General features: G+C 67.9%; 22 protein-coding genes. 15 read left to right on the forward strand and 7 right to left on the reverse strand.

All coding sequences use genetic code 11. The features are described from left to right. The first annotated feature begins 42 nt into the window (after positions 1 to 42). Entirely contained in the window at positions 43 to 1125 is a 1083-nt protein-coding gene (locus RZE77_RS07795; protein ID WP_319430814.1) for a TRAP transporter substrate-binding protein, read from the forward strand. 102 nt (positions 1126 to 1227) lie between these two features. Here the strand turns inward: RZE77_RS07795 and RZE77_RS07800 are convergent, their stop codons facing one another. Continuing rightward, positions 1228 to 3048 carry a TRAP transporter large permease gene (locus RZE77_RS07800; protein WP_319441364.1) on the reverse strand — a complete coding sequence of 607 codons (1821 nt, stop codon included), beginning with the start codon at positions 3046 to 3048 and terminating at the stop codon, positions 1228 to 1230. A gap of 11 nt (positions 3049 to 3059) precedes the next feature. Next, positions 3060 to 3659: a TRAP transporter small permease subunit gene (locus RZE77_RS07805; protein WP_319441365.1), complete on the reverse strand. Its 600-nt coding sequence runs from the start codon at positions 3657 to 3659 to the stop codon at positions 3060 to 3062. Between the two features lie 198 nt (positions 3660 to 3857). Between RZE77_RS07805 and RZE77_RS07810 the strand changes: the two genes are divergently transcribed. Beyond that, on the forward strand, positions 3858 to 5150 hold the full coding sequence (locus RZE77_RS07810; protein WP_319441366.1) for an SUMF1/EgtB/PvdO family nonheme iron enzyme: 1293 nt from the start codon (positions 3858 to 3860) through the stop codon (positions 5148 to 5150). A gap of 18 nt (positions 5151 to 5168) precedes the next feature. Here RZE77_RS07810 and RZE77_RS07815 read toward each other — a convergent pair whose 3' ends face one another. The 3 genes from RZE77_RS07815 to RZE77_RS07825 all read right to left on the reverse strand — a co-directional run bounded on the left by RZE77_RS07815 (position 5169) and on the right by RZE77_RS07825 (position 9191). Next, positions 5169 to 6620, reverse strand: coding sequence for an MFS transporter (locus RZE77_RS07815; RefSeq protein ID WP_319441367.1), 1452 nt, complete (start codon positions 6618 to 6620; stop codon positions 5169 to 5171). Between the two features lie 36 nt (positions 6621 to 6656). Next, positions 6657 to 7769, reverse strand: coding sequence for a substrate-binding domain-containing protein (locus tag RZE77_RS07820; protein WP_319441368.1), 1113 nt, complete (start codon positions 7767 to 7769; stop codon positions 6657 to 6659). A 66-nt stretch (positions 7770 to 7835) separates the two neighbouring features. Continuing rightward, positions 7836 to 9191, reverse strand: coding sequence for an omega-aminotransferase AptA (locus tag RZE77_RS07825; protein WP_062362485.1), 1356 nt, complete (start codon positions 9189 to 9191; stop codon positions 7836 to 7838). A gap of 108 nt (positions 9192 to 9299) precedes the next feature. On the opposite strand from RZE77_RS07825, the gene RZE77_RS07830 reads away from it, so the two are divergent. Continuing rightward, positions 9300 to 10247, forward strand: a complete 948-nt coding sequence (locus RZE77_RS07830) for a LysR family transcriptional regulator (protein WP_319441369.1) — start codon at positions 9300 to 9302, stop codon at positions 10245 to 10247. 184 nt (positions 10248 to 10431) lie between these two features. On the opposite strand, the gene RZE77_RS07835 is transcribed toward RZE77_RS07830, so the two are convergent. Next, positions 10432 to 11217: a FadR/GntR family transcriptional regulator gene (locus RZE77_RS07835; RefSeq protein WP_319441370.1), complete on the reverse strand. Its 786-nt coding sequence runs from the start codon at positions 11215 to 11217 to the stop codon at positions 10432 to 10434. 188 nt (positions 11218 to 11405) lie between these two features. On the opposite strand from RZE77_RS07835, the gene RZE77_RS07840 reads away from it, so the two are divergent. From RZE77_RS07840 to RZE77_RS07890, 11 genes are all read left to right on the forward strand, one after another. Further along, positions 11406 to 12611, forward strand: coding sequence for an ABC transporter substrate-binding protein (locus RZE77_RS07840; protein WP_319441371.1), 1206 nt, complete (start codon positions 11406 to 11408; stop codon positions 12609 to 12611). Positions 12612 to 12637: 26 nt separating this feature from the next. After that, a complete protein-coding gene (locus RZE77_RS07845; protein ID WP_012746725.1) occupies positions 12638 to 13498 on the forward strand; it encodes a branched-chain amino acid ABC transporter permease in 861 nt (286 codons plus the stop codon). 8 nt (positions 13499 to 13506) lie between these two features. Then, positions 13507 to 14466: a branched-chain amino acid ABC transporter permease gene (locus RZE77_RS07850; protein ID WP_319441372.1), complete on the forward strand. Its 960-nt coding sequence runs from the start codon at positions 13507 to 13509 to the stop codon at positions 14464 to 14466. Continuing rightward, the gene (locus RZE77_RS07855) at positions 14463 to 15230 is read left to right on the forward strand and encodes an ABC transporter ATP-binding protein (RefSeq protein WP_319441373.1); all 768 of its coding nucleotides are present in this window, start codon (positions 14463 to 14465) and stop codon (positions 15228 to 15230) included. The genes RZE77_RS07850 and RZE77_RS07855 overlap by 4 nt, the downstream gene beginning before the upstream one ends. A 74-nt stretch (positions 15231 to 15304) precedes the next feature. Beyond that, positions 15305 to 16018: an ABC transporter ATP-binding protein gene (locus tag RZE77_RS07860; RefSeq protein WP_319441374.1), complete on the forward strand. Its 714-nt coding sequence runs from the start codon at positions 15305 to 15307 to the stop codon at positions 16016 to 16018. A gap of 34 nt (positions 16019 to 16052) precedes the next feature. After that, the gene (locus RZE77_RS07865; RefSeq protein WP_319441375.1) at positions 16053 to 17309 is read left to right on the forward strand and encodes a Zn-dependent hydrolase; all 1257 of its coding nucleotides are present in this window, start codon (positions 16053 to 16055) and stop codon (positions 17307 to 17309) included. Continuing rightward, entirely contained in the window at positions 17306 to 18778 is a 1473-nt protein-coding gene (locus RZE77_RS07870) for a M81 family metallopeptidase (RefSeq protein ID WP_319441376.1), read from the forward strand. The genes RZE77_RS07865 and RZE77_RS07870 overlap by 4 nt, the downstream gene beginning before the upstream one ends. Positions 18779 to 18872: 94 nt before the next feature. Further along, a complete protein-coding gene (locus RZE77_RS07875) occupies positions 18873 to 19628 on the forward strand; it encodes an ABC transporter permease (protein ID WP_012746731.1) in 756 nt (251 codons plus the stop codon). Further along, complete coding sequence (locus RZE77_RS07880) at positions 19625 to 20344, forward strand: ABC transporter ATP-binding protein (protein WP_319441377.1); 720 nt, start codon at positions 19625 to 19627, stop codon at positions 20342 to 20344. Before RZE77_RS07875 ends, RZE77_RS07880 begins: the two co-directional genes overlap by 4 nt. Further along, positions 20341 to 21201, forward strand: a complete 861-nt coding sequence (locus RZE77_RS07885; protein ID WP_319441378.1) for an ABC transporter substrate-binding protein — start codon at positions 20341 to 20343, stop codon at positions 21199 to 21201. The genes RZE77_RS07880 and RZE77_RS07885 overlap by 4 nt, the downstream gene beginning before the upstream one ends. Positions 21202 to 21313: 112 nt before the next feature. Next, positions 21314 to 21691, forward strand: coding sequence for a nuclear transport factor 2 family protein (locus RZE77_RS07890; protein ID WP_319441379.1), 378 nt, complete (start codon positions 21314 to 21316; stop codon positions 21689 to 21691). Positions 21692 to 21700: 9 nt separating this feature from the next. Here the strand turns inward: RZE77_RS07890 and RZE77_RS07895 are convergent, their stop codons facing one another. Beyond that, positions 21701 to 22834 (reverse strand): helix-turn-helix domain-containing protein, encoded by a 1134-nt coding sequence (locus RZE77_RS07895; protein WP_319441380.1) that lies wholly within the window; start codon positions 22832 to 22834, stop codon positions 21701 to 21703. Between the two features lie 180 nt (positions 22835 to 23014). Here RZE77_RS07895 and RZE77_RS07900 point away from each other — a divergent pair, with 180 nt between their 5' ends. Continuing rightward, complete coding sequence (locus tag RZE77_RS07900) at positions 23015 to 23512, forward strand: (2Fe-2S)-binding protein (protein ID WP_027730067.1); 498 nt, start codon at positions 23015 to 23017, stop codon at positions 23510 to 23512. The last annotated feature ends 11 nt before the right edge of the window (positions 23513 to 23523 follow it).

Here is a 23523-nt window from a genome sequence, read left to right on the forward strand (position 1 = left end):
AAGCCGCGTTTCGTTTTTTCCAATGCACTCGGAGTGAATTCAATGGATCGTCGTTCCCTCATTAAAAACGCCGGCATCGCTGGCGTTCTGGCCGCCGGCATTGCGCCCGCAGTTCATGCGCAGGCGGCCGTCCGCTGGCGCCTGGCGTCGAGCTTTCCCAAGTCGCTCGACACCATCTACGGCGGCGCGGAAGTCTTCGCCAAGGCGGTCAAGGCCATGTCGGGCGGCAAGTTCGAAATCTCGGTTCATGCCGGCGGCGAGCTGATGCCCCCCTTCGGCGTGGTGGACGGCGTGCAGAACGGCTCGGTCGAGATGTGCCACACCGTGCCTTACTACTTCTACGGCAAGAACCCCGCGTTCGCGCTGGGCTCGGCCATTCCGTTCGGCCTGAACTCGCGCCAGATGAACGCGTGGATGATGCACGGCAATGGCCGCAAGCTCATGAACGAGTTCTACGCCAAGTACAACATGCTGAGCTTCGCCGGCGGCAACACGGGCTGCCAGATGGGGGGCTGGTACCGCAAGGAAATCAAGTCGCCGGCCGATTTCAAGGGCATGAAGATGCGCCTGGGCGGCGGCCTCATCGGCGACGTCATGACCAAGCTCGGCGCGGTGCCCCAGAGCATTCCCGGCGGCGAGATCTACCAGTCGCTCGAAAAGGGCACGCTGGATGCCGCCGAGTGGGTCGGCCCCTATGACGACCAGAAGCTCGGCTTCAACAAGGTGGCGCCGTTCTACTACTACCCCGGCTGGTGGGAAGGCGGTCCGGAAGTGGACTTCTTCATCAACCAGAAGGCGTTCGACGGACTCTCGGCCGAGAACAAGGCCATCGTGGAAGCCGCCGCGGCCGTGGCTTCGTCCGACATGCTCGCCAAGTACGACGCGCTGAACCCCACCGCGCTGAAGCAGCTGGTGGCGTCCAAGACCAAGGTGCTGCCTTTCTCGCAGGCCGTGCTCGACGCCTCCTTCAAGGCCTCGATGGAAGTGTTCGAGGAGAACGGTGCCAAGAGCCCCGAGTGGAAGAAGATCTACGCCGACCTGCGCACCTTCCAGCGCGACCAGGTGCTGTGGTTCCGCTTCGCCGAATCGGCCTTCGACAACTTCATGTCCAAGCAGAAGCTCTGATCCACTGGGCTTCGGCCCGGCAAAGGAAAAAGCCCGCATCGCGCGGGCTTTTTTTTCGTCTGCGGCCCGCGCGGTGCGCGGGCCTGGCGGCACGGAGCCGGGCTACTTCTTCTTGTCCCGCTCCATCGATTCCAGCATGGCCTTCATCGGATCGTCCTCGGCCGCCGGTGCCGCAGGGGCCGCCGGTGCCGAAGCTCCGGCTTCCGGCGCGGGCGCCGGCGCGCCACCTGCATCGGGCGCCGGCACTTCGGGCGCCGGCACTTCGGGCGTGGCGCCCGGCATGTTGGCTTCCATCTCGCGCATGACCTTGTCGAGGTCATAGACCTCCTTCTCGTCCAGCCCGCTCGACACGATGCCCGGGAACGCAATGATCAGGCCGACCATCGTGAGCTGGATCAGCAGGAACGGCACGGCGCCCCAGTAGATCTGCATGGTGGTGACCGGCTCGATCTGCTGGCCCGTGACGCGGTCCTTGTAGGCCTTGGTCGGCGCCACGCTGCGCAGGTAGAACAGCGCAAAGCCGAACGGCGGGTGCATGAACGAGGTCTGCATGTTCACCGCCAGCAGCACGCCGAACCAGATCAGGTCGATGCCCAGCTTGTCGGCCACCGGCGCCAGCAGCGGCACCACGATGAACGACAGCTCGAAGAAGTCGAGGAAGAACGCCAGGAAGAACACCATGACGTTCACCACGATCAGGAAGCCCAACTGGCCGCCCGGCACCTTGGCCAGCAGGTGCTCCACCCAGCGCGGTCCGTCCACGCCCTGGAACACCAGGCCGAAGATCGTCGCGCCGATCAGGATGAACACCACGAAGCACGACAGCTTGGTGGTGACGTTGAGCGCCTGCTTGAGCAGCGACATGCTCATGCGCCGGCGCACCGTGGCCATGATCAGTGCGCCTAGCGCGCCCATCGCGCCGCCTTCGGTCGGGGTGGCAACGCCCAGGAAGATGGTGCCGAGCACGAGGAAGATCAGCAGCAGCGGGGGAATGAGCACAAAGGTCACGCGCTCCGCCATGCGCGAGAGCAGGCCCAGGCGCGTGACGCGGTTGATGACGGCGATGACCAGCGCCAGCAGCACGCCGGCGCACATCGACACCACGATGGTCTCGTCGGTGGCCACGCTCGTGACTTCTTCGCCCTTCCACCAGGTGTGGATGTCGGCAATGTGCCGGGCGAACCATACCGAGGCCACCACGCAGACCGCCGTGAGCACCAGCAGCGAGGGGCCGCCGCTCTTGCCGTTGTCCTCGCGCAGCGTGCGCGCTTCCGGCGGCAGGGCCGGCACCCACGACGGCTTGAACAGCGCGAGCAGGATCACGTAGAGCGCATACATGCCCATCAGCAGGAAGCCGGGCAGGAAGGCGCCCTTGTACATGTCGCCGACGCTGCGGCCGAGCTGGTCGGCCAGGATGATCAGCACCAGCGAAGGCGGAATGATCTGCGCCAGCGTGCCCGAGGCCGCGATCACTCCCGTTGCCAGGCGCCGGTCGTAGCCGTAGCGCATCATGATCGGCAACGAGATCAGGCCCATCGAGATCACCGAGGCGGCCACCACGCCCGTGGTGGCCGCGAGCAGCGCACCCACGAACACCACGGCCAGCGCCAGGCCGCCGCGGATCGGGCCGAACAGCTGTCCGATGGTCTCGAGCAGGTCTTCGGCCATGCCGCTGCGCTCGAGGATCAGCCCCATGAGCGTGAAGAACGGAATCGCCAGCAGCGTGTCGTTCTGCATGATGCCGAACAGCCGCAGCGGCATGGCCTGCAGCAGGGCTTCGGGCAACAGCCCGAGCTCGATGCCGACGAAGCCGAAGAACAGCCCGCAGGCGCCGAGGCTGAAGGCAACGGGGAAACCGACCAGCAGAAAGCAGATCAGGCCCGCAAACATCAGCGGGGCGAAGTTCTGGACAATGAATTCCATGATGTTCCGGTTCAGCTGGATTTGGTTTGGGCTTCGGCCAGCCGGCGGATCGACTCGGCGAGCTCTTCTTCAGCCGTCTTTTCTCCCCGCTTCGAGGTCGGATCTTCGATCCGGCCCTGGAGGAAGGCGATGCGCTTGATCAGTTCGGACCACCCCTGCAGCATCAGCAGCGAGAAGCCCAGCGGGATCATCGCGTAGACCGGCCAGCGCAGCAGGCCCCCGGCGTTGTTCGACATTTCGCCCGAGCGGTAGCCCTGCAGGAAGAACGGAATGCCATACCAGAGGATGGCAAAGCAGAACGGCGTGAGAAAAAAGACGAAGCCGACGATGTCGACCCAGATCTGTCCGCGCTTGGACAGGCGGCCGACAAGCACGTCGACCTTCACGTGTTCCTGGTTCAGCAGGGTGTAGCCCGCGGCAATCAGGAAGGACGCGGCGAACAGGTACCACTGCACCTCGAGAAAGGCGTTGGAACTGATGTTGAAGGCCTTTCGGACCACGGCATTGACGCCGCTGATCACGGTGGACGCAAGGATGAGCCAGATCACGTACTTGCCGATCTGGCCATTGAGCCAATCGACCGCGCGCGAAAATCTGAGCAGGAAATTCATGCTCTTCTCCAGAGAGGAAATGGATGCTTGGATGCAAAAGCGGGCCGGGCGCCGCCGGCGAGCGGCGGTCCGGGGGCTTTCGGCGGACGCGCGATTTTATCGGCGCCGGAAGCCGTTTTCGGACCAGGCCGGGCGGTGTATTCCCGTAGGCGCGGGCGCAATGCGCCGCGATGGTGCGGCGGCTCGCGATAATGAAACATGCCGCCGTCGTCGCCGCCCCTGTTGCCCGCGGGCTTGCCGCACTCCATCGATTCGCCCGACATGCAGCGCGCCGGCCGCGAGCTGCTCTCGCTGGCCCTGATCGATGCGCGCAACCACACGCTTCATCTGCTCTCGCTCTACGAAGAGGCGCTGGGCTCGCCCGCACTCGCGGTGGAGCGCACGGGCGATGCGGGCGTGGTGCCGCCGGTCTGGCTGGCCGGACACATCGGCTGGTTCGCCGAATGGTGGATAGGGCGCAACACCCAGCGTGCCTTCGGCGCCGATTGCCCGGTGCGTCCGACCCGGCTGGCCGCCATCGAGCCCGCGGCCGACGACTGGTGGAACCCGGCCCAGTCGTCGCCCGCGCAGCGCTGGTCACCCGACCTGCCGGATCTCGGCCAGACCAAGGCCTACCTGCTCGAAACGCTGGAGAGCACGCTCGAACTGCTCGAGCATGCGGCGGAGACCGATCCGGGGCTGTACTTCTACCGCCTCGCGCTCTTCCATGAAGACCTGCGCGGCGAGCAGTTCATCGTGATGGCGCAGACGCTGGGGCTGCCTTTGGGCATCGAGCCGATGCCCACGGCCGTCACGCGCGAGCCGCTGCTGCTGCCGGCCACGCAATGGGAGCTCGGCCTGCCCGAGGGCTGCGGATTCGCCTTTGCGCAGGAGCAGGGCGCGCACCGCGTCGAGGTGCCCGAGTTCGAGATCGACGCCCAGCCCGTGACCTGGAGCCAATTCATCGAATTCGTCGACGAGGGCGGCTACGACCGCGAGGAGCTCTGGCATCCGCAAGGCTGGTGCTGGCTGGCCTCGCAGATCGAAGGGCGCCGCGGGCCGCGCCATATCGAGCAGATCGGCGTTGCGCGCAACGGCACTGGCGGCTCGGTGCTGCAGCACCGTTTTGGTGCCACCGTGCGTGCGGCCGGCCACCACAGCGCGGTGCACCTGAGTTGGTGGGAGGCCGATGCCTGGGCGCGCTGGGCCGGCCGGCGCATCGCGACCGAGGTCGAATGGGAAATTGCGGCGCACACGGCGGCGCGGCGCGGATTCCGCTGGGCCGACGTGCACGAGTGGACCGCGGGCACGCTGCGGCCCTGGCCGGGCTTTCGCGCCGATCCCTGGAGCGCGGGCAGCGAGTTCGATCCCGTGCCCGCATTCGGCGAGGCGCGCGTGCTGCGCGGCGCTTCGTTCGCGACCCGCTCGCGCCTGCGGTCGCCGCGCCGCCGGAGCTTTGCGCTGCCCGGCCGCGACGACGCCTTCTTCGGTTTCAGGACCTGTGCACTTTGAGCCTGCGAGGGGGCCTGCCTAATCGCCGATGCCAGTGCTCCCGATGTCCGACGACAGCGGCGGCGCCACTTCCTCCAGCGGCTTGCACTCCGCATCGGCCGCATAGCGCAGCGCCAGCAGCCCCGCGACGATGACCAGCGTGGCGCCGATTGCGTAGCCCACCATCACCGTGCCGCGGCTGCCGGTCTCGATCAGTACGCCGAACAGCACCGGCGCCACGAAGCCGCCCGCGCCCATGCCGATGGCATAGAAGATCGCGATGGCCATCGCCCGCATCTCGAGCGGGAACACTTCGCTGACCGTGAGGTAGGCCGAGCTCGCCGCGGCCGAGGCCAGGAAGAACACCGCCGACCAGCACAGCGCCTGGCTGCGCGCGTCGAGCCAGCCCATCATGAAGGCCCAGCCGGTAAGCGCGAGCCCGACGCCCGCGAGCACGTAGGTCAGTGCAATCATCTTGCGCCGGCCCACGCTGTCGAACAGCGGGCCCAGCAGCAGCGGACCGAGCACGTTGCCGAGCGCGAACGGAAAGATGTAGAGCGCCACGTTGTCCTCGGCCACGCCGTAGAAGCGCGTGAGCACCAACGCATAGGTGAAGAAGATCGCGTTGTAGAAAAAGGCCTGCGAAACCATCAGCGCCACCGCTACCACGCTGCGCTCGCGGTAGCGGCGCAAAAGCACGTGCGCCACCTCGCGCATCGACGGACTGCGGTGGTGCCCGCCGCCGTAGGCCACGCGGCCTTCCGCCAGCGCGAGCGGGCCGTGCTGTGCGCGAACCTCGGCCTCGATGGTCTCGACGATGCGCAGCGCCTCGTCGGCGCGGCCACGCGACATCAGCCAGCGCGGGCTTTCGGGCACGTCGCGCCGCACCAGCAGGATGGCCACCGCCAGCACCGCGCCCAGTGCGAAACCCACGCGCCAGCCCCACACCGGGCCGATCACGCGCGGATCGAGCAGCACCAGGCTGAGCCCGGCCCCCAGCGCCGCGCCGATCCAGAAGCTGCCGTTGATCGCGAGGTTGACGCGGCCGCGCACGCGCGCCGGGATGAGCTCGTCGATGGCCGAGTTGATGGCCGCGTATTCGCCGCCGATGCCCAGGCCCGTGATGAAGCGGCACAGCGCAAAGAAGGCGAAGTTCGGCGAGAACGCGGTGGCCAGCGTGCCCAGCGTGTAGACCACCAGCGTGACCAGGAACAGCTTCTTGCGCCCGAGCCGGTCGGTCAGGCGTCCGAAGAGCAGGGCGCCGATCACCGCGCCCGCGATGTAGATCGAGCCCGACCAACCGATCTCGCCGGCGCTGAGCCCCAGCGTGTCGGGCCGCTCGAGCACGGCGCCGATCGAGCCGACCAGCGTTACCTCGAGGCCGTCGAGCACCCAGGCCACGCCGAGCGCGATCACCACGCGCCAGTGCCAACGCGACCAGGGCAGGCGATCGAGACGGGCGGGAATGTCGCTGTGCACCGCAGCTGTCATGGGCACAACCTTAACCCATGTGCACGGACCGCCTCTTCAAGGCCCGTGGTGAGCCTTCTTCTCGCGCGCGAAGGTCCACCAGGGCAGCAGCGCGCGCAGCGACTGCACTTCGCCGCTGTCCGCGGCTTCGTAGCCGGGCAGCGTCTCCAGCAGGTGCTGCCAGCTTGCGCTCTGCAGCACCGCCACCAGCGCCTGCATCGCGGGCTGTTCGAGCGCCGACTTGAGGCAGGCCAGGTGGTAGCGCTCTCGCACCAGCGGCACGAAGTCGAGCCCTTCGGCGTGCGCGGCCGATTCGAGCCCGAGTCCCGCATCGGCCTGCCCGGACGCCACGGCATGCGCGACCGCGGCATGCGAGGTTTCGCAGCGCTCATAGCCTGCGAGCGCGGCGGCGTCGAGACCGGCCTCTGCCAGCAGTTCGTCCAGCAGCAGGCGCGTGCCGGTGCCGATCGCCCGGTTGACGTAGCGCGCGCGCAGCCGCGCCGCGTCGGCCAGCGAGCGCAGGTTGAGCGGATTGCCCGGCGCCACGAGCAGGCCCTGCGTGCGCCGCGCGAATCCGATCAGCTTGTGCTGCCCGGGCTTGAGCAGCGGCTGGTAGGTGCGCTGCGCCAGCGATCCGCGCGGCGGATGCTCGAGCGTGTGGAAGCCCGCCATCACGCAGCGGCCCTGGTTGAGCGCGCGGATCGCATCGACGCTGCCGGTGAAGTGGATGTCCAGGTGCAGCTGCGCGGTGCCCGCCGCATGCGTGCGCAGCAGCGCGAGCGCGTCGTCGTGGCTCGCCTGCAGGCTCAGCACATGGGTGCGGTCGTCGAAGGCGAGGGCGAAGGCGCGCTCCAGTTCGGCATGCAGCGCCTCGATCTGCGGCGCGAGCCGGGCCTGGGCCTGGCGCTCGGCCCACAGCAGCTTGTCGCCGAATTCGGAAAGCTGCGCGCGCTGGCCCTGCTCGCCCTGTATCAGCGGATGGCCGAGCGCCTGCTCCCAGTGCCTGAGCTCGCCCCACACGTGGCGGTAGGACAGGTCGAGCGCGCGCGCCGCGGCCGAGATGGAGCCGTGCTCGCGCACCGCCTGCAGGATCTGCATCAGCGGATTGCGGATCTGCCGCGATCCATTGCGGCGGGGCCGGATCGCGTAGGAAAGGTCGATCTGTTGCACGAGGGCTTACGGGGAATTGGAGGCCGGCTCATTATGCAGAGCCGTCCATTGCCCGCCCGCCGTGCGTCAGGCCGTCTCTGCGAGCGCGTCGCCCAGCGCGTTGACGAGGCGGTCGATCTCCGCCTTCTCGGAAATGAACGGCGGCGCGAGCTGGATCGTGTCGCCGCCGTAGCGCACGTAGAAGCCCTTCTTCCAGCAGTTCATCGCGATCTCGTACGGGCGGCGCGCCGGCTCGCCCGGCAGCGCGGCAATCGTCAGGCCCGCGGCCAGGCCGTAGTTGCGGATGTCCGTCACGTGCTTGCTGCCCTTGAGGCTGTGCACCGCGTTCTCGAAGTGCGGCGCGAGCGCCTGCACGCGGCCGATCATGTCTTCCTTCTGCAGCACGTCGAGCGCCGCGATGCCGGCGGCGCATGCCACCGGGTGCGCGCCGTAGGTGTAGCCGTGCGGGAATTCGAGCATGTAGTCGGGACCGCCGGCCGCCATGAAGGTGTCGTAGATCTCCTTGCTGGCGATCACCGCGCCCAGCGGCTGCGCGCCGTTGGTCACCTGCTTGGCGATGTTCATGATGTCGGGCGTCACGCCGAAGGCATCGGCGCCCGTGAGCGCGCCGCAGCGGCCGAAGCCGGTGATGACCTCGTCGAAGATCAGCAGGATGTTGTTGGCGGTGCAGATGTCGCGCAGGCGCTTCAGGTAGCCCTTGGGCGGGATCACCACGCCGGCCGAGCCCGCGAAGGGCTCCACGATCACGGCCGCGATGTTCGAGGCGTCGTGCAGCGCGATCAGGTCGAGCAGGCGGTCGGCCAGCTCGGCGCCGTTCTCGGACATGCCGCGCGTGAAGGCGTTGGCCGCAATCTGCGTGTGCGGCAGGTGGTCCGCTTCCACGGCCTGGCCGAACAGCTTGCGGTTGGCTGCGATGCCGCCCACCGAGATGCCGCCGAAGTTGACGCCGTGGTAGCCCTTCTCGCGGCCGATCAGGCGCGTCTTGCTGGCGAGGCCCTTGGTGCGCCAGTAGGCGCGCGCCATCTTGAGCGAGGTGTCGGCGGCTTCGGAGCCCGAGCCGGTGAAGAACACGTAGTCCAGCCCCGCGGGCGTGAGCTCCTTGATCCTGTTGGCCAGCTCGAACGAGAGCGGGTGGCCGAACTGGAAGGCGGGCGAGTAGTCGAGCTTGGCGATCTGGCGGCTCACCGCTTCAGTGATCTCGGGGCGGCCGTGGCCGAGGCCCGAGCACCACAGGCCCGAGAGGCCGTCGAAGATCTTGCGGCCGTCGCCATCGGTGAAGTAGGCGCCCCTGGCCTCCACGATCATGCGCGGATCGGCCTTGAAGTTGCGGTTGCCGGTGTAGGGCATCCAGTGCGCGTCGAGCCAGGCGGCGTCGGTGCGCAGGGCGGGCGTCGGTTCGATGGCGGGCGTTGCAAGGGTCATGGCGCTTCCCGCGCAAGCGGGCTCCGGAAAGGGTGATGAGGTGTGCCGATTGTTGGCAGAGCCTTCAGTGTGGAGAATGGCGCAATATCAATGTTCACTTGACACTTTATGCAAGTAAAGGCGAAAGCCCAAAACAGTGCCCGCAACCGCGCCGTCTTGGGGCAGCTCAGCGACATGGACCTGCGCCTGCTCAAGGTGTTCAAGAGCGTGGTCGACTGCGGCGGCATGGCGGCGGCCGAGCTGGAGTTGAACATCGGCACCTCCACCGTGAGCCGGCATGTGAAAGACCTGGAAACTCGGCTCGGCCTGGTGCTGTGCCGGCGCGGCCGCGCGGGTTTCGCGCTCACGGCCGAGGGCCAGCGCGTGTACGACGAGACGCTGCGCCTGCTGGCCTCGGTCGATGCCTTTCGCGGCAGCATCGACGACATCCACAACCGCATGGGCGGCCAGCTCGACGTGGCGTTGTTCGACAAGACGGCCACCAATCCGAAGGCGCGCATCGGCGATGCCATCGCGCGCTTCACCGAACTGGCGCCAGAGGTGAACCTGGCGGTGCATGTAGGCTCGATCAACGCCATCGAGCAGGGCGTGCTCGAAGGCAATTTCCAGATCGGCATCATCCCGGCGCACCGCGCCTCGAAGAGCCTGGTGTACGCCGACCTGTTCGACGAGACGATGCTGCTTTACTGCGGCAAGGGGCATCCGCTGTTCGAGAGCAACAACGCAAAGCTCACATGGGCCAAGCTGCGCGAGCATCACTTTGCGGGCCTGGGCTATCACTCGCCAAATATGGAGTTGAGTCATCGCGCGAAGCTCTCGCGCAAGGCGACAGGCTTCGACCAGGAGGCGATTGCCACACTGATTCTTTCGGGGCGCTTTCTCGGTTTCCTGCCCGACCACTACGCGCAGGTGTTCGAGCAGCGCGGGCTCATGAAGCCAGTGCTGCCGGCGCGGTTCAACTACGCGTGCCGGTTCGTGAGTTTGCTGCGGCGGTCGCCCAAGCCGTCACGGGCTGTGCTGGCGTTTCAGGAGTGCCTGGAGAAAGCGCACTGCTGATTTTTTCAGGGCGCGCTCCCGCCGATGGGGTACCTTGCTCCGCGAATGTCCCCCGCCTTCGGCTCCTCCCCGCAGCGAAATCAAGGAGGAGGCCGCAGGCCGGGGGACATTCGCGGAGGGGAGTACCCGGTGGCCTGTGCACGCGCCCCGAACAACAGCGCCCCGAAACAGCAGCGCCGAAAAATCAACGCTGCCCGCTAGGCAGCAACAGATGCTTCGCCCCGATGTGCGCCTCCATCTCATGCATGTGCGCCTCGGCATCGACCATGTGCTCGGCCATCAGCCGGCGCACTTCCTCTGCATCATCCTTGCGATAGGCCGCCAGCAGCTGCGTGTGATAGTCGACATTGGCCTCGCCGAAGTGGTGGTGGTCCAGCGCCTTCTTGTAGACCACGAGGTCGCGCAGCAAGTCGTTCAAGAAGCGGCACATGAAGGACAGCACCGGATTGGGGCAGGCCTCGGCCAGCATGGTGTGAAACGCGAGCTCGGCCTCGCGTTGCGTGCGCAGCTCGTCCTCGTTGGTGGGCTCCAGCGTGCAAAGGCGCACGTTGGCTTCGAGCCGTTCGAACTGCTCGGGCGTGAGCTTGCCCACCACGCTCACGGCCAGTTCGGGCTCCAGCACCTTGCGCAGCTGGTAGATGTGGTGCCCGTCCAGGTGATGGAAGTGCAGGAAGTTGCGCAGCGGCTCCGACGCATGGTCGACCGACACCTGCTGCAGGTAGGCGCCGCCGCCCGGCCCGGTGCGAATGGAGACCAGCCCGCGCACCTCCAGCGCCTTCAACGCCTCGCGTACCGTGCTCTTCGAATAGCCGAAGAGCTCGATCAGCTCCTTCTCGTTCGGCAGCCGGTCGCCGGGCTGCTTGCGCTCGGCAACGATCCAGCGCTTGACGTCCTCGACGATGACGTCGGAGAGCTTCTGCCGCTTGGCGCGGGTGTGCCCGAAGGTCATGGCGTCCTGCGTCGATTTCATGCGTAAAGGGTCGTTTCGGGTGATGTGAGGGCGCTGGAGCAGGTATCGGGCCCGGGCCTTCCCGGATTTTGGCACGGGCATTGCTAGCGGGTTTTTACCAGCATATTAATCATATTTATCCGCTTAAATTCGATGCCGACTTCAGGCAGCACCTTTCTCTTACCTCCCACCCACGTCCGGAGAATTCCATGCAACGCAGACACCTTCTTCAGCTCGCCGCCCTGTCGGCCGCTCCCGCTTCCCTGCTGGCCGGCCGCACGGCTTTTGCCCAATCGGCCGATGCGATCCGCTTCGGCTGCCCGGTGCCGATGTCGGGCGCCTTCGCGGCCAACGGCAAGTTCGCCGACCTGGGCATGAAGCTGGCCATCGAGCAGTACGGCAGCGTGCTCAAGCGCCCGCTGGCCTACACGGTGCTCGACACCGAAGGCAAGCCGGCCACCGCGGTGCGCAAGGTGCAGGAAGCCTCGCAGCAGCAGGGCGCCAAGTTCTTCGCGGGCGGCATCCTGTCGTCGGAGGCGCTGGCCATGGGCAAGGAGGCCGAGAAGGCCGGCGGCATCTTCATCACCACCGCGGGTGCCGACGAGATCACGGGCAAGGACTGCAACCCCGCCACTTTCCGCTGGTCGGTGCCCACCTTCGGCGCCATCGAGCAGACGGTGCGCCCGCTGATCGCTTCGATGCCGAAGGCCAAGCGCTGGTACACCATCACACCGCAGTACGTGTTCGGCGAAGGCCTGCTGGGCGCGGCCAAGAACATCTTCCAGGAGAAGGGCATCGAGCACGTGGGCAACAGCTACCACTCGCTCAACGAGAAGGAGTTCAGCGGCTACCTGACCAACGCCATGGCAGCCAAGCCCGACGTGCTGCTGCTGCTGAACTTCGGCGCGCAGTCGTCGGCCGCGCTGCGCCAGGCGGTGAGCTTCGGCATGCACAAGAACATGACGATCCTCATGGCCTGGGCTTCCGGCCTGGAACAGTTCGACGAACTCGGCGCCGACCTGTGCGACGGCGTCTACTTTGGCGCGCAGTACTGGCACACGGCCGACACCAGCCTCAACAAGGACCTGGTGAAGCTCACGGCCGACAAGCTCAAGATCGTGCCCAACTACAGCCTCGCGGGCTCGTATGTCTGCACCAAGATCCTGATCGACGGCATCGTCAAGGCGGGCACCGTGGACCAGAAGGCCGTGATCGCGGCGCTCGAAGGCATGAAGTACGAGGGGCTCACCGGCACGGAAGAAATCCGCAAGGCTGACCACCAGGTCATCAAGGACTACTACCTGCTCAAGGGCAAGGCCAAGTCGAAGATGAAGAACCCGGCCGACTATGTGGACGTGGTGAGTTCGGGCAAGTCCTTCCTTGCCGTAGACAAGACCGGCTGCAAGCTGGCCTGAGGCCGCAAGAGGACACCGACGCGCCCATGACCGTCTACCTGCTCCAGACCATCAACGGAATCGGCATTGGCATGCTGTATTTCCTGCTGGCCGTTGGCTTGTCCATCGTGTTCGGCCTGCTGCGCTTCGTGAATTTTGCGCACGGGGCCTTCTACCTGCTGGGCGCGTACCTGTGCTTCCAGGCCATGCAATGGGGGCTCGACTTCTGGGCCGCGCTGGTGCTGGTGCCCTTGTTCGTGGGTGCGCTCGGCTGGCTGGCCGAGAAGCTGCTGCTGCGCCGCGTCTATGCCAAGGCGCACGAGTTCCACATTCTCGTGACCGTGGGGCTTGCGCTGGCGGTGCAGGAGATCGTCATCGTGTTCTGGGGGCCGCTGGGCAACAGCGTGGCGACGCCCGATCTGCTGCAGGGCGTGGTGATGTGGGGCAGCTTCATCTATCCCAAGTACCGGCTGTTCGTGATCGGCTTCACCGCCGTGCTCGCGGTGCTGCTGTGGTGGGTGCTCGAAGGCACGCGCCTGGGCAGCGCGGTGCGCGCGGGCAGCGAGTCGACCGAGATGGTGTCGCTGCTCGGCATCAATGTGTTCCGCGTGTTCAGCCTGGTGTTCGCGCTGGGTGCGGCCACCGCGGCACTGGCCGGCGTGCTGGCCGCGCCGATCCGGGGCGCGGAGCCCTTCATGGGCGTGGAGGCGCTCAGCGTGGCTTTCGTGGTGGTGGTGATCGGCGGACTCGGCAGCTTCGGCGGCGCGCTGGTCGGCGGCCTGTTGATCGGCATCGTGCAGAGCCTCATGAGCACCATCTGGCCGCCGGGCGCGAGCCTGATGATCTACGTGGCGATGGGGGCGGTGCTGCTGCTGCGCCCGCATGGCCTGCTCGGCCGCAGAGGATGAACATCGCCATGCCCAAAAAAATCACTTTTCTCCTGGCGCTCGTCGTTGCGCTGGTCCTGCCGCTGGTGCTGCGCTCGGGCTCGCTCGCGAGCGAGGTGCTGATCTATGCGCTGGCGGCCCTGGGCTGCAACCTGCTGCTGGGCTACACGGGGCTGCTCTCGTTCGGGCAGGGCATCTTCTTCGGGCTGGGCAGCTACACCATCGCGATCCTGCTCACGCGGCTTTCGCTGCCGATGCCGCTTGCCTTGCTTGCGGCCATTGCCATGGGTGCATTGGGCGCGGCGGTGGTCGGCTGGGTCGCCATTCGCCAGCGCGGCACCTACTTCGTGATGCTCACGTTGGCCTTCGCGCAGATGTTCTACTTTGTGGCGTACACGGCTTCAGGGCTCACGGGTGGCGACAACGGGCTGCTCGATGTGCCGCGCCCCGCCTTCATGGACACGCCCTGGAAGTACTACGCCTTCGTGGCCGTGATGTTCCTCATCGCGTTCGGCCTGCTGCTGCGCGTGACCGATTCGGTGTTCGGCCGCACGCTGCTGGCGATCCGCGACAACGAGGACCGCGCCGCCGCGGTGGGCTACGACCTCAAGCGCTTCAAGCTGCTGGCCTTCGTGATCTCGGGTGCCGTCACGGGCCTCGCGGGCGGGCTGCACGCCATGATGACCGGCATCGCGCCGCTGTCGAATGCCGAATACCACACGAGCGAGATGATTCTGGTCATCACGGTGATCGGCGGCACCGGCAACCTGTTTGCCTCGGTGCTGGGCTCGGCCTTCTATGTGCTGCTGGCCGACTGGCTCTCCACGTTGTGGCCGCGGTGGCTGCTGTTGCTGGGGCTGATGCTGATTGCGGTGAGCATCGGCATGCAGCGCGGTCTCTGGGGCCTGGGTGAAAGCGCATGGCGGCGCGTGTTCCGCAAGGTGCCGGCCGCGACCAAGGCGCCGGCCGTGCAAGGAGAACAGGCATGAGCGATATCCTCATCGAAGCCATCGGCGTCACCAAGCACTACGGCAAGTTCGCCGCGCTCGGCGGGGTCGACCTGAAGATCAAGCGCAACACCGTGCATTCGGTGATCGGCCCGAACGGCGCGGGCAAGACCACGCTGTTCCACATGCTCACGGGCACCGGCACCACCACGGGCGGCCGCATCTTGTTCGACGGCCACGACGTGACGCACGAGCCCGACCACAAGCGCGTGCAGCGCGGCATGGCGCGCTCGTTCCAGGTGACCAGCCTGTTCGCGAGCCTTTCGGTGCGCGAGAACCTGCGCGTGGCGGCGCAGGGCATCGCGCCGCGCCAGGCCATGAACTGCTGGCGCGCGCCGGTCGGCGAACGCGCCTGCGCGGAAACCGTGGCCGAGGTGCTGGAACGCGTGGGCCTGCAGCGGCTGGCCGACGTGCCCGCCAGCGAGCTGTCGCACGGCCAGCAGCGCCGCCTCGAAGTGGGCATGGCGCTGGCCGCCAGGCCCAAGGCCATCTTCCTGGACGAGCCGACTTCGGGCATGGGCATCGACGACCTCGACGACATGAAGCGGCTGATCCGCGGCCTGCGCGACGCCCACACCGTGGTGCTGATCGAGCACAACATGAACATCGTGATGGACATTTCCGACACAGTGACGGTGATGCAGCTGGGCCGCGTGCTGGCCGAGGGGCTGCCGGGCGACATTCGTTCCGATGCGCGCGTGCGCACGGCCTACCTGGGCAACATGATCACGGGGGGCAAGGCATGAGCGCCGCGCCGGGCCGCCCCCAAGCAAGCTCGCTCCCGCTTGGCGGGAAGGCGCGCAGCGCCAAGGGTGCACCAGTGAGCGCCGCGAACATCCTCGAAGTCGAAGGCCTGCATGCGCACTACGGCAAGAGCCACGTGCTGCAGGGCGTGTCGATGACGGTGGGCGAGGCCGAACTGGTCACGCTGCTGGGCCGCAACGGCGCGGGCAAGTCGACCACGCTCAAGGGCATTGCCGGCGCCGTCACGCCTACCGGCGGCCGCGTGCGCTTCCAGGGCGCAGACATCGCGGGCCTGCCGCCGCACCGCATTGCCACGCGCGGCGTGTGCCTGGTGCCCGAGCACCGCGGGGTCTTCAAGCTGCTCACGGTGGAAGAAAACCTGCTGCTCGGCCAGCGCCGCGATTCGCCCTGGCAGCTGGACGACATCTACCGCATCTTCCCGCGCCTGAAGGAGCGGCGCCGCAATGGCGGGGGCCAGCTCTCGGGCGGCGAGCAGCAGATGCTGGCCATTGGCCGCGCGCTCATGAACCATCCGCGGCTGTTGATCCTCGACGAGCCGGTCGAAGGCCTCGCGCCGGTGATCGTGGAAGAAATCGTCGCGCAGCTCAAGCTCATCAAGGCGGCCGGCGTGGCCATCCTGCTGGTCGAGCAGAACCTGGAAGTGTGCGTGCAGTTGGCCGACCGCCACTACATCCTGGAGCAGGGCGTGATCGTCCACGAGGCCGGCAACACCGCCTTCATGGCCGACCACGATGTGAAAGACCGCTATTTAGGCGTGGGCCTTGCTTGAGGCTTCGCGCATCCCTTCTTCTTTTTGCAAAGCCATGAACTCACCCACCCAACTGCGCATCAACGGCGACCGTCTCTGGAGCTCGCTGATGGAACTGGCGAAGCTCGGCGCCACCGAGAAGGGCGGCGTCTGCCGCATCGCGCTGACCGACCTCGACCGCCAGGGCCGCGATCTCTTCACCCGCTGGGCGCGCGAGGCCGGCTGCGAGGTGCGCGTCGACCGGATCGGCAACATCTTTGCGCGCCGCGCCGGCCGCGACGACACGCGGCCGCCGGTGGTCACCGGCAGCCACATCGACACCCAGCCCACGGGCGGCAAGTTCGATGGCAACTATGGCGTGCTGGCCGGGCTGGAGGTGATCCGCAGCCTCAACGATGCCAAGGTCGTGACCGAGGCGCCGCTGGAAATTGCCGTGTGGACCAACGAGGAGGGCTCGCGCTTCGTGCCCGTGATGATGGGCTCGGGCGTGTTCGTCGATGCCTTCACGCTCGAACATGCGCTGGCGCAGCGCGACAACGACGGCATCAGCGTGGCCGAGGCACTGGCTTCCATCGGCTATGCGGGCAGCGCGCCGGCCTCGGCCGCGGCGTCGCCCGTGGGCGCGTATTTCGAGGCGCACATCGAGCAGGGGCCGGTGCTCGAGGCCAACGAGCGCGTGATCGGCGTGGTCGAGGGCGCGCTCGGCCAGCGCTGGTACGACGTGGTGGTGCAGGGCATGGAAGCGCATGCCGGCCCCACGCCCATGGAGCTGCGCAAGGACGCGCTGCTCGCGGCCTCCGAACTGGTGATCGAGGTCAACCGCATCGCGCTGGCCCATGCGCCGCATGCACGCGGCACCGTGGGCTGGATCGACAACTATCCGAATTCGCGCAACGTGATCCCGGGCCGCGTGAAGCTCAGCGTCGACCTGCGCGCGGCCGACGACGTGGTGCTGTCGGCCATGGACGCCGAACTGAAGGAGGCGGTGCAGCGCATCGCCGCCAAGGGCAAGGTCGAGGCCACGGTGGGACAGGTCGTCTACTTTCCCCCGCAGCCTTTCACGCCCACGCTGGTGTCGGCCATTCGAGAGGCCGCGCAGGCGCAGGGCATGACCTGGATGAACGTGATCAGCGGCGCGGGCCACGACGCGGTGTACCTCGCGCGCGTGTGTCCCACCGCAATGATCTTCGTGCCCTGCCTCGATGGCATCAGCCACAACGAGATCGAGGATGCGCAGCCCGACCACCTCGAGGCGGGCTGCAATGTGCTGCTGCAGGCAATGCTGCAAAGCGCGGGAGTCGCGTCGTCATGAAGGTGCTGATCGCAAGGCTCAACCACGAGACCAACACCTTCTCGCCAGTGCCCACGCCGCTCGCGGCTTTCGGGCCCGATGGCCCCACGTTCGCAGAGCAGGCCTACAAGGACAACAAGGGCATGCGTACCGCGATGTCCGCCTTCATCGACCTGGCCGAGCAGGCCGGCGCCACGCTGGTCACGCCGGTGTCGGCCTCGGCCAATCCGAGCGGGCCGGTCGATGCCGGGGCCTACACCACGCTCACGCAATGCATCGTCGATGCGGCGCCGGGCTGCGACGCCATCCTGCTCGACCTGCACGGCGCCATGGTGGCGCAGAACAGCGCCGACGGCGAAGGCGACCTGCTCGTGCGGCTGCGCGCCGCGGCGCCCGGCGTGCCCATTGGCGTGGCGCTCGACCTGCATGCCAACGTCACGTCCGCGATGGTCGGCAATGCCGACGTGATCGTCGGCTTCAAGACCTATCCGCACATCGACATGTACGAGACCGGCGAGCATGCCGGCCGCCTGCTGTTCGACCTGCTCGAAGGGCGCAGCAGGCCCGCCATGCGCTGGCACCCGCTGCCGCTGATGGCGCACACGCTGCGCAGCGCCTCGTTCACCGGCGCGATGCAGCGGGCGATCGAGGCCGCGCGCGCGGCCGAAGCATCGGAGTCGCTCGCTGTGTCGATCTTTGCGGGCTTCTCGCTGTCGGACATCGAGGCGCCCTGCATGAGCGTGGTGGTGGTCGATGCCGAATCGCCCGAGCGCGCGCAGGCCACGGCCGACCGGATCGCCAGGCAGATGTGGGACGAGCGCGAGGCCTTCATCTACCGCAGCGAGCCGCTGGCCGAGTCGATTGCGCGCGCCAAGGCCATCGCCGGCGGTGCCACACGCCCGGTGCTGCTGCTCGACCATGGCGACAACTGCATGTCGGGCGGCAGCTGCGACACCATGGACGTGCTGCAGGAAGCGCTGGCGCAGGGGCTGGCCGGCATCGGCGTCGGTCCGCTGTGCGATCCCGAGGCGGTGGCCGCGCTGGTCGCGGCGGGCGAGGGCGCAGAGGTGACGGTGGCGCTCGGCAACAAGGTGTCGCTCGAAGGCATCGGCCTGTCGAAGCAACCCGTGACGCTGACCGGCACGGTGCGCACCATCGGCAACGGCGAATACGTGATCACCGGCCCCACCTACACCGGGCAGCGCAGCAGCATGGGCCGCACCGTGCTGTTCGACATCGGCGCCGCGCGCATCGTGGTGACCGAGCGCACGCAGGAGCCCTGGGACATCGGCGTCTTCGAATGCGCGGGGCTCGATCCGCGCAAGGAACGCTTCCTGCTGCTCAAGTCGCGCATGTACTGCCGGCCGGTGTTCGAGCCGCTCTCGGCCGCGCTGGTCGAATGCGACAGCCCGGGCGTGACCAGTTCGGACTACAGCCTGTTCCCGTTCTCCAAGGTGCGCAGGCCGGTGTTTCCGCTCGATCCGATCTGAGCCGGAGGGGTTGGGCCCACCTATGCAAAAGGCTGCATAGGTAATTGGAAGTACACCCCGATACTGCGGCGCTTCCACCCATGAAGCCCACCGCGTGAACACCTTTGCACAGAGCGCCGTCGCGGCCTGGCAGCTGCTCGTGTCCGGCGATCCGGTGCTGCTGGCCATCGTCGGGCGCTCGCTCGCGGTCAGCGCGAGCGCCTGCGTGCTGGCCTGCGGCCTGGGCCTGCTGCTTGGCGCATGGCTGGGCGTGGCGCGCTTTCGCGGCCGGGCGGGCTTGCTCACGTTGCTGAACACCCTGTTGGCGCTGCCATCGGTGGTGGTCGGGCTGGTCATCTACCTGCTGCTGTCGCGCTCGGGCCCGCTCGGCTTCCTGGGCTGGCTGTTTTCGTTCAAGGCCATGGTGCTGGCGCAGACGGTGCTGGTGCTGCCGGTGGTGACGGCGCTCACGCGCCAGGCCATCGAGGATGCCGAGCGCGCGCATGGCGAGCAGCTGAGCTCGCTCGGCGCGGGGCCGCTCGCGCGGGCGCTGCTGCTGGTGTGGGACGAGCGCTACGCGCTGCTCACGGTGCTCATCGCGGCTTTCGGCCGCGCCGTATCGGAGGTGGGCGCGGTGATGGTGGTGGGCGGCAACATCGACGGCTTCACGCGCGTGATGACCACCGCCATCGCGCTCGAAACCAGCAAGGGCGACCTGCCGCTGGCGCTGGCCCTGGGCATCGTGCTGCTGGGCGTGGTGCTGGTGCTCAACCTCGCGATTGCCGCCGTACGCGGCTGGCGCGAGCGGGTCGACGGCGGTGGCGGCGCAGGCGGCATGGCGGCCTGGTGGCGGCCGGAGGCGCGCCCATGAACGAACACGCGCAGCTCGCGGGTGCGGACGCCATCGTCTTCGCGCTCTATGGCGTCGACGTGCGGCTGGGGCGGGTGGCGGCGCTGCAGGGCGCAACCCTGACCATTGCGGCCGGCGAGCGCGTGGCGCTCATCGGCGCCAACGGCAGCGGCAAGACCACGCTGCTGCGGCTGCTGCACGGCCTGGTGCCGCATGCGGCAGGGAGCTTCACCAGTGCCGCGCCGCGCCGGCAGCAGGCCATGCTGTTCCAGCGCCCGCACATGCTGCGCGCTTCGGTGACGGTCAATGTGGCCCTGGCGCTGTGGCTGCGCGGCATGCACTGGCGCGATGCCCGCCGCGCCGCCATTCCGGCGCTGGCGCGCGTGGGCCTGGAAGACCTGGCCGAGCGCAACGCCCGCGCGCTGTCGGGCGGCCAGCAGCAGCGGGTGGCGCTGGCGCGCGCCTGGGCGCTGCATCCGGCCGTGCTGCTGCTCGACGAGCCCACGGCCAGCCTCGACCCCACCGCCAAGCGCGAGGTCGAGACCCTCATCGCCGAAGCCGCCGCCGGCCGCACGCTGGTGTTCGCGAGCCACAACCTGGGGCAGGTCAAGCGGCTCGCGAGCCGCGTGGTCTACCTCGAGCACGGCCGCGTGCTGGCCGACCTGCCGGTCCACGATTTTTTCCATGGGCCCCTGCCGGAAGAGGCCCGCCTGTTCGTCAAAGGAGAGTTGGCATGAACCTGTTCCTCAAGCAGCACCGCGCAGGCGCGGGCATTCGCGCTTCGCTGGCCGTTGCGGTCTTTTTCGTGGCGGCCGGCGCCGCGCGCGCCGAGACCATCACCATGGCCTCGACCACGTCCACCGAGCAGTCGGGCCTGTTCTCGCACCTGCTGCCGGCTTTCAAGAAAGCGAGCGACATCGACGTCAAGGTGGTGGCGGTGGGCACCGGCCAGGCCATCGACATGGCCAAGCGCGGCGATGCCGACGTGCTGTTCGTGCACGACACCGCGGCCGAGGAGAAATTCGTGGCCGAGGGCTTCAGCGCCAGGCGCTATCCCGTGATGTACAACGACTTCGTACTGGTGGGCCCGCAGGCCGACCCGGTGGGCGCGAAGGGCGGCGACATCGTCGGCGCGCTGAAGAAGATCGCCGCCGCCAATGCGCCTTTCGTGTCGCGCGGCGACAAGAGCGGTACCGACGCGGCCGAGCGCCGCCTCTGGACGCAGACCGGCGTGGCCGAGGCGGGGCAGCCGGTGCCCAACGAGCGCAAAGGCACGGGCTACAAGGAGTGCGGCTGCGGCATGGGGCCGGCGCTGAACATCGCGGCCTCGTCCGGCGCCTATGTGCTGGCCGACCGCGGCACCTGGCTCAGCTTCAAGAACCGCGCCGGGCTGGCGGTGCTGGTCGAGGGCGACAAGCGCCTGTTCAACCAGTACGGCGTGATGGCCGTGAGCCCGGCGAAATTCCCCTCGCTCAACAGCCGGGGCGCGCAGAAGTTCGTCGACTGGGTGATCTCGCCGGCCGGGCAGCAGACCATTGCGGCCTACAAGATCGGCGGCGAGCAGCTGTTCTTTCCCAACGCATCGGCGAACTGAAGCCGCGCATCGCTCCATGACCTGCGAGGTCATCGACGCCGCGCGCGCCCGGCGCGACCATTCCTTCACCCCGCGATGTTGCGGGTCGAACCCTCGAAAGGAAATGGTCATCATGAACACCGCCGCACACGACGCCGCCGCCATTGCCCAACGCTACATCGCGGCCTGGAACGAAACCGATGCCGCGCGCCGCGCCCAACTGATCGAGGCCGCCTGGACGGCCGATGCGCACTATGCCGACCCGCTGGCGCAGGCCAGCGGCCGCGAGCAGATCGGCGCGCTGATTGGTGCCGTGCACCAGCGCTATCCGGGTTTCCGCTTCAACCTGTTCGGCAAGCCCGAGGCGCATGGCGACAACCTGCGCTTCTCGTGGACCCTGGGCCCGAGCGGCGCCGAAGACCTGATCCAGGGCACCGACTTCGCCCGGCTCGATGCCGGCAAGCTGCAGTCGGTGACCGGCTTCCTCGACAAGGTGCCGGTCGGAGCCTGAAGAGAGGCTTCAGTCCGCGGCGCCGGAAGCGCGGCCGCGCCACAGCTTGCGGTAGACCGTGGCGCGGCTGATGCCCAGCGTGCGCGCGGCTTCGGCCACGTTGCCGCGGGCGTCGGCCACGGCCTTGCGGATCAGCGCGGCCTCGACGTCGCGCAGCCGCGGCCGGGCTTCGGGCACCGCGACGGCCGAGCCCTTGCCGCGCTGGGGCCGCACCTGCACGCGAAGGCCGGACCAGAGCGGCACCTCGAGCACGGCGTCGCCCCGGCGGGCCGCATCGAACAGCATGTCCAGCGGCATTGCGAACAGGTCGTTGCAGTGCAGCGCATGCGGGCTGCGCGCCAGCGGCTCGTGCAGCATCTGGCGCGCCGCGGCATTGGCGCCCGCCACGGTGCCGTCGGCGTCGATGCACAGCAGCCCGTCGGTGGCGTCGCCGTGCGGGCAGCCCGGCCACGAGAGGTGCAGCCGCAGCTCGCAGGGCTGGTTCAGCACCAGCATGTTCTCGATGCTGCGCGCCGACAGCGTGGCCAGGTGCCGCAACTCCGGCCGCTCCACCGCCTGCACGCCGGTCAGGTCGAGCATGCCGATGCAGTCGCCCCGCGGGCCGAAGAGCGGCGCCCCGGCGCAGCTGTAGATGCTGGTGTCCTCGAAGAAGTGCTCGCCGCGGTGCAGCCACACCGATTCCTGCTCGGCCAGCGCGGTGCTGATCGCGCTGGTGCCGACCGCGCGCTCCGACAGGTCGACGCCCACGCGGGCGATGTTGCGGGCATAGCGGCTGGCGGTGTCGGTGCCGTCGGGCAGCGGGCCCACGTCGACCACGATGCCGTCGGCATCGGTCAGGACGGCGAAATAGCGCGTGTCGGCAATGGCGCGCGACAGCCGCTCGATCACCGGCCGCGCCGCCGCCACCAGCGCTCGGTTGCGCTCGGCCGCTTCGCGCTCGGCCGACCTGGCTACCGGCTCGAAGCTGATCCGCTGCTGCGGCTGCCGCCCCGCCGCCAGGCAACGCTCCCAGGAACGCAGGATCCACGGCTCGATGCGCACCGCGCTCCGCGAGCGGGGGGCTTCGCCGTGGATCAGCTCCCGGCGGGCCTGCGCAATGGCGGCGGAACGTTCGGGCAGGGGCGCAACGAGGGAGGCGGACATCGGGTCGGTTCGCTCGGGTGGGGCGGTTTTTTTCAGACTTGCCGGGCCGCAAGCTGTTTCATTTTGAGAATTTCGTACGCGCTGCGCAAGCGGCAAGGGTTTTGCCTAGGATAGTGCACCGGGCCGGCATCCAAGATGCCTTTCGCTGAATCAGCCATCACCTTCAACGGAGACAGCCAAATGCAGGTAGCTTTCACGGTCAACGGCCGACCGGCCACGGTCGACGCGCCCCCCAATACCTTCCTGGTGCACGCCATCCGCGAGCATCTCCACCTGACCGGCACCCATGTCGGCTGCGACACCGCCCAGTGCGGCGCATGCACCGTCCACATGAACGGGCGCGCGGTGAAGTCGTGCAACATCCTGGTCGGGCAGGCGGCCGGTGCGCAAATCACCACCATCGAGGGCATCGCCCAGCCCGACGGCACCATGCATCCCATGCAGGCGGCCTTCAAGGAATGCCATGGCCTGCAGTGCGGTTTCTGCACCCCGGGCATGGTCATGAGCGCCATCGACCTGTGCACCCACCATCCCAGGTCGAGCGAATCGGAGATCCGCGAACTGCTCGACGGCAACCTGTGCCGCTGCACGGGCTACCAGAACATCGTGAAGGCCGTGCAGATGGGCGGCGAGGCCATGGCCTCGGGCACGCCGGTCAAGACAACCGCCACGGCGTGAAGGGAGCAACA

It is taken from the genome of Variovorax sp. SPNA7 (assembly GCF_033807855.1).
GTDB lineage: Bacteria > Pseudomonadota > Gammaproteobacteria > Burkholderiales > Burkholderiaceae_C > Variovorax > Variovorax beijingensis.

Excerpts from the sequence above, each read along its gene's own strand:
- RZE77_RS07845 (WP_012746725.1), top strand. The coding sequence starts at position 12,638 with ATGACCGTCTACCTGCTCCAGACCATCAACGGAATCGGCATTGGCATG.
- RZE77_RS07900 (WP_027730067.1), top strand. The coding sequence starts at position 23,015 with ATGCAGGTAGCTTTCACGGTCAACGGCCGACCGGCCACGGTCGACGCG.
- RZE77_RS07835 (WP_319441370.1), bottom strand. The coding sequence starts at position 11,217 with ATGAAATCGACGCAGGACGCCATGACCTTCGGGCACACCCGCGCCAAG.
- RZE77_RS07800 (WP_319441364.1), bottom strand. The coding sequence starts at position 3,048 with ATGGAATTCATTGTCCAGAACTTCGCCCCGCTGATGTTTGCGGGCCTG.
- RZE77_RS07840 (WP_319441371.1), top strand. The coding sequence starts at position 11,406 with ATGCAACGCAGACACCTTCTTCAGCTCGCCGCCCTGTCGGCCGCTCCC.
- RZE77_RS07805 (WP_319441365.1), bottom strand. The coding sequence starts at position 3,659 with ATGAATTTCCTGCTCAGATTTTCGCGCGCGGTCGATTGGCTCAATGGC.
- RZE77_RS07890 (WP_319441379.1), top strand. The coding sequence starts at position 21,314 with ATGAACACCGCCGCACACGACGCCGCCGCCATTGCCCAACGCTACATC.
- RZE77_RS07795 (WP_319430814.1), top strand. The coding sequence starts at position 43 with ATGGATCGTCGTTCCCTCATTAAAAACGCCGGCATCGCTGGCGTTCTG.
- RZE77_RS07895 (WP_319441380.1), bottom strand. The coding sequence starts at position 22,834 with ATGTCCGCCTCCCTCGTTGCGCCCCTGCCCGAACGTTCCGCCGCCATT.
- RZE77_RS07865 (WP_319441375.1), top strand. The coding sequence starts at position 16,053 with ATGAACTCACCCACCCAACTGCGCATCAACGGCGACCGTCTCTGGAGC.
- RZE77_RS07850 (WP_319441372.1), top strand. The coding sequence starts at position 13,507 with ATGCCCAAAAAAATCACTTTTCTCCTGGCGCTCGTCGTTGCGCTGGTC.
- RZE77_RS07870 (WP_319441376.1), top strand. The coding sequence starts at position 17,306 with ATGAAGGTGCTGATCGCAAGGCTCAACCACGAGACCAACACCTTCTCG.
- RZE77_RS07830 (WP_319441369.1), top strand. The coding sequence starts at position 9,300 with ATGCAAGTAAAGGCGAAAGCCCAAAACAGTGCCCGCAACCGCGCCGTC.
- RZE77_RS07880 (WP_319441377.1), top strand. The coding sequence starts at position 19,625 with ATGAACGAACACGCGCAGCTCGCGGGTGCGGACGCCATCGTCTTCGCG.
- RZE77_RS07825 (WP_062362485.1), bottom strand. The coding sequence starts at position 9,191 with ATGACCCTTGCAACGCCCGCCATCGAACCGACGCCCGCCCTGCGCACC.
- RZE77_RS07885 (WP_319441378.1), top strand. The coding sequence starts at position 20,341 with ATGAACCTGTTCCTCAAGCAGCACCGCGCAGGCGCGGGCATTCGCGCT.
- RZE77_RS07815 (WP_319441367.1), bottom strand. The coding sequence starts at position 6,620 with ATGACAGCTGCGGTGCACAGCGACATTCCCGCCCGTCTCGATCGCCTG.
- RZE77_RS07810 (WP_319441366.1), top strand. The coding sequence starts at position 3,858 with ATGCCGCCGTCGTCGCCGCCCCTGTTGCCCGCGGGCTTGCCGCACTCC.
- RZE77_RS07855 (WP_319441373.1), top strand. The coding sequence starts at position 14,463 with ATGAGCGATATCCTCATCGAAGCCATCGGCGTCACCAAGCACTACGGC.